Origin of the sequence: Ureibacillus thermosphaericus (assembly GCF_012396605.1) — a bacterium.
Lineage (GTDB): Bacteria > Bacillota > Bacilli > Bacillales_A > Planococcaceae > Ureibacillus > Ureibacillus thermosphaericus.
The window spans coordinates 1-9,024 of the sequence record NZ_JAAXPW010000059.1 but is presented as its reverse complement, the minus strand read 5'-3'; the positions used below and the strand labels follow the sequence as shown (position 1 = coordinate 9,024).

At 40.0% G+C, this 9,024-nt stretch carries 4 protein-coding genes and 1 pseudogene; 4 read left to right on the top strand and 1 reads right to left on the bottom strand.

All coding sequences use genetic code 11. The features are described 5' to 3' along the window. Window positions 1-349 precede the first annotated feature (349 nt). A pseudogene (locus HF990_RS15415) lies at window positions 350-636 on the bottom strand (transposase); the annotation flags it as partial. A 558-nt stretch (window positions 637-1,194) separates the two neighbouring features. On the opposite strand from HF990_RS15415, the gene HF990_RS14510 reads away from it, so the two are divergent. The 4 genes from HF990_RS14510 to HF990_RS14495 are packed head-to-tail and all read left to right on the top strand — an operon-like array spanning window position 1,195 to window position 8,839. Continuing rightward, window positions 1,195-2,229, top strand: coding sequence for a Wadjet anti-phage system protein JetD domain-containing protein (locus HF990_RS14510; RefSeq protein ID WP_168412868.1), 1,035 nt, complete (start codon window positions 1,195-1,197; stop codon window positions 2,227-2,229). After that, window positions 2,199-3,707: a replicative DNA helicase gene (locus HF990_RS14505; RefSeq protein WP_168412867.1), complete on the top strand. Its 1,509-nt coding sequence runs from the start codon at window positions 2,199-2,201 to the stop codon at window positions 3,705-3,707. Before HF990_RS14510 ends, HF990_RS14505 begins: the two co-directional genes overlap by 31 nt. Next, window positions 3,694-4,437: a DUF6063 family protein gene (locus HF990_RS14500; RefSeq protein ID WP_168412866.1), complete on the top strand. Its 744-nt coding sequence runs from the start codon at window positions 3,694-3,696 to the stop codon at window positions 4,435-4,437. Before HF990_RS14505 ends, HF990_RS14500 begins: the two co-directional genes overlap by 14 nt. Next, the gene (locus HF990_RS14495; RefSeq protein WP_168412865.1) at window positions 4,421-8,839 is read left to right on the top strand and encodes a coiled-coil domain-containing protein; all 4,419 of its coding nucleotides are present in this window, start codon (window positions 4,421-4,423) and stop codon (window positions 8,837-8,839) included. The genes HF990_RS14500 and HF990_RS14495 overlap by 17 nt, the downstream gene beginning before the upstream one ends. The last annotated feature ends 185 nt before the right edge of the window (window positions 8,840-9,024 follow it).

The window sequence follows — 9,024 nt, the reverse complement described above, 5'->3', positions numbered from 1 at the left end:
TAAGAGAGAATAGCCCTTGGCATTCAGTGAGTCATGATGAACACAGAAAACGTAGTACCTCACTTGAGGAAGGAAGCGGTGAATCCCGTGGGAGACCTCTTGGAGGGTGGAGTGACCACTGGCATAAGAAGACAAGCTATTCACGGAAGTTATATAAAGACTTGCGTCAATTATCTTAATTGAACCGCCGTATACGGAACCGTACGTACGGTGGTGTGAGAGGACGGGAGCTAATCACTCCCTCCTACTCGATTTTTGCAAGTTTAGAAAAATAAAGGAGCTGATTCAAGATAAAAAAGATTAATGGAAACTAAATATTCTTTTGATGTTCCAACTAATGATTGAGGATTTCACTGTGGCCGTAGAACTTCTTGATATTCAAGTGTTGTTTCATCCATTTGAAAAAAGTTCAATGGCCCAACGTGACTGATAGATTTCGGCGATTTCATCTGCATACATATCAAAACGATTCGTCCGTAAATGAAGTTCATTTCCTTTTGTATCCAACAATTTGATGGGACGGAACGCGTTTTCAGAACGATTTTGCGTGGTTCCAATCACCACCATTTCATCGGAGAATACAGGCGAATCTTCAGGTAACGAAAATCGTTCTAACACACGGACGACAGCGTTTTTTAAATGATGTTTTTCGTGTAAACTTATCCATGGTTTTGTCCTTTGTATTGGATTTGGATGGTTTACTACCACCCAACCATTATAAAGGATTTTTTTGTGTTTGGATTATATTTCAGAAAATTCGGTTTATTTGAAGGTGTTAAATTATTTTAATGCGACGCTAGTGAGAAAATTCAGTTTTATTATGTCTATTGATATTTTTTATGCGACACTAGTGTCCGATGGCGAATCCATAATAATTACAAAAGGTATTTAATTTCTTATTATAGTGAATATAAAGAGAAACACACTACGATGTATAAAAATTCATAAGTTTCGAAAATAAGGAATACATGAATGGAAAGAAACGGAAACACTTCTCAACAAAAATTTCCATTTTTTATTGTTTTGACAAATCTATTGATTGCCCGTAAAACGATTTTTATTGAAATCCCCTCCCCAAAACCAAACATTTCTTGAACTGTGCAACATTCCCCTAACTTTCTTCACAGACTTGTATTTCCAATTTCCCTTCATTTTAAGTAAAATAAGAAAAAAGAATGTTCGGAGGTAAGGATAGTGGATGAAATTTACCGCGCACTTAATGGCTATCCGAAAAGAATGATAGGATTATCCGCATTGGAAGCAATCATGGGGAATTTCTTTCATACATACGAAGAATATGCCGGCTTTATTTTGAAGCTGGAACAGGAAGGCATTTTGGAGATGGTGAAGTCTAAAGGAAGAACGACAAGAAATCCATCGCTCGCCTTTCAGTACCGGATCAATAAAAGTCTGCTTCAAACCGGTTTCCATCAAGAGATTCAACATTATCGCAACAAGTTCCATCCATCCATAAACCTTGATGAATATTACAAAAAAGATCCTTCCATTTGGCGGCACGATCTTCCTTATCTCATCAAAATCGATGAATACATAAAAACATTTGGTTTTCCGGAAGAGTCCGTTCCTGTACCGGAGCGCAGTTTTGAACTGGTCCAGGATGAAAAATGGCTCACTGAAAAAGGGGGAAAAGAGCTGCTGGAGCGTATCGGACTCTTCCATTCTTTTAACATCATCCCTGTTTCCGACCCGTTGATGTTTGCCATCCATCCCAAGCTGGTGACAAAGGAGACACAGTTTCACCTCATTGTTGAAAATAAAACGACTTATCAAGGTCTGCTTCCGGCTTTGCCATCCACTGAATTTTCCACATTGATTTACGGAAGTGGGAAGAAAATCATCCATAGCATCGAACAGTTCCAGGACCAATATCCGGTCAACGCCCAGCATCATTTTTTCTATTTCGGCGACATTGACCGGGAAGGAGTGTCCATTTGGCATTCGTTGAACCAAAAAATCAAAGCCCATTTGGCATTGCCATTCTATAAAGCTTGTCTTGAAAAACAGCCAATCGCCGGAAAAGAATATCAAAGACAATATACTGAAGCTCAAGAAAAATTCATTAGCCAATTTCCGCAAAAGGAGCAAGAACAACTGGCGATGATGTTTTCGCAAGGGAAGTATTACCCGCAGGAAATCTTAAAATCAAAAGAATTGCAGGAAATTTGGAGGGGATCCGATTGGAACAGATGGATATGCAAGCGTTATTAAGCGGATACAGAGATCGGATCCGGCGCATCGCCCTTTTTGAACCATTGAATGAACTGGATCGGAAAAGGGATGTTGATTTAAATGGGACGAAGATTGATATGAAAGGGCTTGGCCTCCTCACTTTGCTTTTTTTCTTTGAACAGAAGTTGATGCGAAATCAAAGGACAGGTGTCAAAGAATTGGCTTCCTTTTTAAAAGAGGCCACGAAAGAAGTGTATATGCTGAAAGAGGAAACCTATGAAGAACTGGCCAGAACCTTGATTCAAAATTTCCGCCCGACCCACGGAAAAAAACGCAGCTACGGTTATTTTGATTGGGAGGAAAAGGCGGAGGAGACCATTGAATATTCCATTTTGAAGGCGAACGATTTTGATGCCGGAACGAATACCCAATTCTACACATTGGATGAAGATGGATTGGAATTGATTTTTGCAACGAAGGAGTTTTACAGTGAGTTTCAAATTTCCATCAACCAATTGATTTTACGGAAACAGCTGGAAAAGGGGGAATTTAAGGGGGCACTTCGGCAAATCAATGAAATGCGGGTGGCCGTCGAGACGTTGCAGGAACGCATTGTCAAATTGAAGCATGAAATCCAGCGAAGCATTGTGTCCGAAGAAACGTTTGAGCGGTATAAAGAGCTGCTTGATGATATTTTTCAGAGGTTGGAACGGGAAGATGAAGAATTCAAAGAATTGAGGGAGTTTGTCAAAGAAACGAGGGAACGATTGTTTGCCGAAAATATTCATCAAAAGGAGCAGAAAACGTATCAATACATTTTGCAGATCAACAGGGAATTGGAGAAAGTGCACTATGAACATTCCGAGCTTCTGAATCAGACTCTCCATTTGAAAAACACGACTTTGATTACAGCCCAGGAGTCGCTTTATTATACGGGCATGCATTCCTTTAACTTCGACCAAGATATCGTGTCTCTCATTGTGTCCACCCCTTTGCCGTTGGATGCGATGAAAGGCGTTCTCCATCCTTTCCTGAAAGTGGAAGAAAATGAATTTTGGTCGCCGCTTGCTGTTTTGGAAGAACAGAATATCGTGGAAGACCGAAAAGAGAAGGTGGAATATCACTTTTATGAAGTGGATGACGAAAACAGCTTCAATTCATATAAACAATGGATTTCAGAAAAATATAAAGAGCTGATGGAACATTTTCTGAAGGCTTATGAAGAAAATAGCGGCAATACGTTATCCGAGTTCATATCCTATCTCGAAAGAAATCAATTGGAGAATCTATTCCAAATGCGGTATTTCTACGATTTTTGGATTGTTCTCCACCAACGTTCGCCTATTCAAGCGGGAACGGATGATGAAGAAAGCAGAACGGTTTTTGATGAGGCCTTTCGATTATTGGGAAAACGCAAATTAATCGTTACGGAAGATAAAGCGATCATTCAAAAAGTAGATCGCTATTCCATCAGTGAAATGAACATAAAGTTGGAGGATGAAGATGAACTATTCTGAACAAACAGTGTTGCAAGCCTTTCGACTATATACGAAGCTGGCAAAGGACGGGGTTTTGGGCAAAGAGGCCGTTCAAATCTATAATGCCGATGAAGATGTGCGCGCCCTTCTTGAATTGTTCAGCCAGGAAGTGCATTGCGCCATAATCAAAACGAGTGAAGAACTGTTTCTCGTTCCTGAACCGAAGCTGTCTCCATTCCATGTAAGCAATGAGTGGATTAAACGGAAATATTTGCGTTCCGGTGCGACGAATGCGGATATGTATCTTCTTTATTTTTGCATACTTGTTCTTTTCGGCAGTTTTTATGATTCCTATCAAAGTCCGCATCCCACAAGGCAATTTATCGGCATGGATGATTGGATCCGGCTGATTCAGGAGCGGATTGATCATTTGAAATCCCATGATGAGGAACAATTAAAAGCATCGGAAAAAGAGATTTCTTACAATTGGAGCGCTATCATCGAAAAATGGGATGATATGGATGATATTAAGGAAACCGCTAAGCGGCAATCAGGAAATACGATTAGCCGAATGAGCTTCCTGCATATGGTTGCAAAGTTTTTGAACGACCAACAGTTGATCCGGGAAATCGGGAATAATGAAATCACCTTGACGGAAAAAGCGATGACCATCATCCAGCGATTTTTCATGGCAGTGGAATATAACAAAGGGATTTTTGAGTTTCTTTACGGTTTTGATAAGGAGGGACAACATGCCGGCCATCAATAAAATCAGATTGACCAATATTGTCTATGAAGAAGGCAACAAGCGTTATAATGATGAACTCTTTTTATTCAACGGATATAATGGGGCGATTCTTCTTGAAAACGGCGGAGGGAAGACCGTTTTTATCCAAACGGTATTGCAAGGGATGATTCCCCATACCGATTTGGCGGATCGAAAAATTAAAAACACTTTGGTGTTGGAAAATGCCCCGGCCCATATTGCGATCGAATGGATACTCAACGAACGTCCACGGCGATATGTTGTGACGGCGGTGACCCTTTTTATGACGGATAAAGGATTGGATTCTTACCGCTATGTTTATGAATATGATGAAGGGGATCAGAACGGAATCGAAGGCATTCCTTTTGTTCGGGAAGGACAAGGCGGCACCAGACCTGCCGACAAGGGAGAAATGCTTGATTATTACAATGGCATGAAGGAACGATATCCTTTATCGGCAAGAACGTTTTCGACAATCAAAGAATATCGGAAGTTTATTGAAGAACAATACCATATTATTGCCGATGAATGGGAAAGTATTGTGACGATCAACAGCTCGGAAGGGGGCGTCGAGGCCTTTTTCGAAGCCTGCAAAAACACCACCCAGTTATTTGACCGCTTATTGATACCGACCGTTGAACAATCGATTGCGGGTCATCATCCAACCCTTTTTGCCGATATCTTTGAAAAACAGCTGGATAATTTGAAACTTTATAAAAAACTGAAAGAAACCATTGAAGAGAACAAGCGGATCCAACATCAACTGGAAAAATACGTGCAAACGTTTGAAAAACTGCATTCCTCCCAGCTTGCCTATGACAAGTCGAAGCAGAAGGCAAAAGGAATATGGGAAGAGATTCAAATTCAAAAAATCGATGTTGCAAAAGAAATGGAAAAGAATGAAGAGCAATTCAATCTTTGGATTCAAAAGAAAAAAGAACATGAAGTGAAAGAGGCGTCTTATCAGATTGCCGTTGAGGAAGAAAAATACGAACAACTGCAGAAAGATTATGATCTGGCAAATGTTGAATATGGCACAAAAAAGGAAGAACTGGAGCAACTTAGCATTGCCTATTATTCATTGAAATTTGCGAAATGCAAGCAACTTTTGAATCATTATCAAAAGGAAATTGCGTTTGTTGAAAGCGAAATGAAGAAGCTGGAAGAAATAGAAGAGCTCTCGGATTTGCAAAACCAATTGGAAGAAACGAAGCAGGCGCTGCTCGGACATTTTATTGAACAGATGGATGACATGAAAAAGAATATGGAACAAATCCAATTCGAACTCAATCCGATTGTAAGGCAAATCGATACATTGCAGGAAGAAAAGCGGTCCATCGAAAAACATGATTTGGATAAGCAAAGGGAAATCGCCGGTGTTCAGAAAACCATCCAAATGAGGGAAGCGGATATCGAAAGGTTGAAACAAACTTTGCTTTCCAATCCACAGCACGAACAAGTGGAAGAGAAAATGGCCGAATGGCAAAACCGCCATCAATTTTTGGATGAAGAACTGATACGGCTGCACGGAGAGAAGAAGGAAAAAGAGAAGCAATCGATTGAGCTGGATGAAACCATCGAAAAATTAAAAAATGAGAAGAACGGTTTGCATGTTGCAAAAGAACAATTGAAAAACGAGAAAAGCCAAATTGAAAATGAACAAAGAAAATTGATTCGAATTTTGGGAAGATTAAGACCGCAATGGGCCATTCTGGAATCGGTCTATGAAAATGAACACTCCATTTATAACCGGCTTTATGAAACCATCGAAAAATTGAAAAAGGAAAAAGAGGTTTTATTATACAAAGAGCGGGTGGCATTGCGTTTAGTCGATGATTATGGGGAACAGAAAACATTTTTCAGCGATCCGTTGATTGAAGCGCGGATAAAATCATGGAAAAATCAATTGGACTATTGTGTAACGGGTATTGAATATTTGCAGATGCTGAATGAAGCGGATTATGAAGAAAAAGTCTTCTATCCGTTATGGGCTGTCACTTTGATTACAACCAATAAATCGAAGGAAGAATTGCAAAAGAAAGTGGAAGACCTTGCAGATGAACTTCGATACCCGATTCAAATACTGACGACCGAAGAAGCGGCGAAGATAAAGAAAGATGCCGTCCAACCGGAGCCATCCTGGATTATTCCTGCTCATTGGGAAAAAGGGATGATGGAAGAGACCTTTGCGCAATGGAAAGAAAAAGTCCGTGTGGATGCGGAAAAAGCGACGAAGGAAAGAGAACTGAAAGAAACGGAACAAAAAGAATGGGAATATGCCCTACAAGCCTTCCAACAATTTTTGAAAGACTATCCATATGAACGGCTGACCAATTTTCAAAAAAGATGGTCGGAAACGATGTTAAAAATCGAACAAATCGAAAGAGAAATTGAAAATGCGGAGCAGCAGCGAAAGAATCTGAAGCATCAAATCACAACCATCGGGGAACAAATGGAACTTTGCCAAGAAGAAATGCAAGGGCTTGAACGGAAAATCCAGGAAGGGAATCAATATTTCCATTATTGCCGTGAAGTAAAAGAGGCCAAGGAAGTTGAAAAAGAGTTGAAAGACGTATTGGCCAATATAAAAGCCAAAAAAGCACATTTAGCCGCACAATTATTGGATTATAACGAACAAAAGGCTGCACTGGAGGAACGCAAACAAAATTTAAAATGGAAATTAGATTCTCTTAAAAATGATGAAGAGTATAAAGAAGTGCAATCATTGACCCCAATTTTTACCGGGGAAAGCCGGAAAAATCTCCGCGACAAAATCCAGACGCTGAATTTGAAAATCCATCAAGCGTCAAAAAGTATCGGGGAATTGAATGAAAAGCTGGCCAATGCCAAACACAATTTGACTAAACTGCAGGAAGAGATGGATCAGATCCGCAATGAATGTGAAAATGTGCATGAACATTGGGAATTTCCATCAGATGGAGAACATTTATTGCAAAATAAGATTATCAAAATAAAAGAGTTGAAACAGGCATTAAACAAGTTGGAAAAACAGGTTACAGAAAAGCTTTCTGCAAAGGAAGAGCAAAAAGGAAAAAGAAATCATTTGAAACAGCTTTTCCGTGAAAATTTTCCGGATCATGATATTTACACATTCTCCGTTCCATTAAACCAAGCGGAAGAAGAGCTTGCTGAAGAAAAGAAGGCGCTTCAAAAAGAGAAGAATTATTTGGATGAACAGATGGAACAAGTGTCACGGGAGCAAAACAAGATTGATGAAGCGGAACGCGAGCTGATCAAATTCATTGAAAAACATCATTTTAACGCACCGCAAGTCGTGACAATCCCTTTAAGTGAAAATGAAAAAATGGATTTTATCTATAATCGGAAGAAAATGGTGAAAGCCATTATCCAAGAATTGGAGCAACATAGTGGACAAGTGGAGAAGGAAAAGGAAGCGGTGGATGCCCAAAAACAAGCTTATAAGCAGTTTTGTTCAACGATTTCTGATAATAAATTGCAAAAAATGGCGATTGAAGGTGTGGATTATAAGACGGGTTATGAAGAGTTATTGGATTTTAAAAAGAATATGATGATCCGAATCGAGCGGTCGACGAATTATGCCAATGAACATATACGGCAAAAAGATGAGGAATTGCAGGCATATATCAACCAAATCCATAACCATTTAAAAACAGTGGTAGAAGAGTTGAAACAAATTCCAAAACATACAAAAGTAAAAGAAGAGGATCAATGGAAAACGATTTATACTTTTACGATCCCTCAATGGGACGAAGAAGAAGGTAAGCAGCGGATCCGCGATTACATTGAGTGGATTATGCTTCAACTGGAGTCGGATCGTTATGTAAAAGAAAATGGCCTTCAGGATGAAACGAAAGTTCGGAATGACATTGAAATGTGGCTGCAAACCAAACAGCTTCTGCAAGTGGTGATGAAAAATGAAGGCATGAAAGTAAGTTGCCGTAAAGTGACAAACGAAAATAAAGTGTCGACAAGGTCCTATTCTTGGGAGCAGAGCAATGAATGGTCAGGCGGAGAAAAATGGAGCAAAAATATGACGTTGTTTTTGGGCTTGTTAAAATACGTCGCTGAAAAGAAACAGCATCAAAAAACAAACATGAAGCACAGCCGGGTGGTGATTTTGGACAATCCATTCGGCAAAGCATCGAGCGACCATGTGCTCAGTCCGGTTTTCTTTGTTGCGGAACAATTGGGATTTCAAATCATCGCATTGACTGCCCATGCGGAAGGGAAGTTTTTGCGGGATTATTTCCCTGTAATTTATAGCTGCAAACTCCGTGAAGCCAAACAAGCCAATAAACAAATCGTCAAAACGGAAAAATGGCTCCACCACGCATACTTCCGCGACCATGAACCGGAAGCGTTGGAAAGACTGACAGAAAAGGAACAAATGTCTTTGTTCTAGAAAACGTGGGTTTATTCAAAAGAGCGAATGAGAATGATGATTGGCTTTCTCATTCGCTCTTTTCGTGCGCCCGGCATGTACATGAACTATAGGGTGTAAGTCCCGAACCCCGAAGACAGAAGTAGAGGTTAGCCAAGAGCAAGGGTGTCCGTGGTGACGCGGAATCTGAAGGAAGCTGGAGGCAA